The organism is Sphingobium sp. BS19 (genome assembly GCF_027925545.1).
GTDB lineage: Bacteria > Pseudomonadota > Alphaproteobacteria > Sphingomonadales > Sphingomonadaceae > Sphingobium.
The window spans coordinates 1-261 of sequence record NZ_BSEF01000096.1; the positions used below are offsets into that span (position 1 = coordinate 1).

1 pseudogene is annotated in these 261 nt (G+C 68.2%); it reads left to right on the forward strand.

Annotated elements, in window-relative coordinates:
• A pseudogene (locus QMG56_RS23325) lies at positions 1-261 on the forward strand (DDE-type integrase/transposase/recombinase); the annotation flags it as partial.

Here is a 261-nt window from a genome sequence, read left to right on the forward strand (position 1 = left end):
GACGCGCACATCTTCGTGGCGGTGCTTGGCGCCTCCAGCCTCACTTACGCGGAAGGGAGCTGGACCGAGACGCTGCCGGACTGGTTGGCCGCCCACACCCGCGCGCTGGCGATGTTCGGAGGCGCGCCAGCGCTGTTCGTGCCCGACAATGCCAAGGTCGCGGTGATCAAGGCGTGCCTGTACGATCCTCAGGTCAACCGCAGCTACGCCGAGATGGCGGCGCATTACGACAGCACCGTGCTGCCGACGCGACCACGCCGC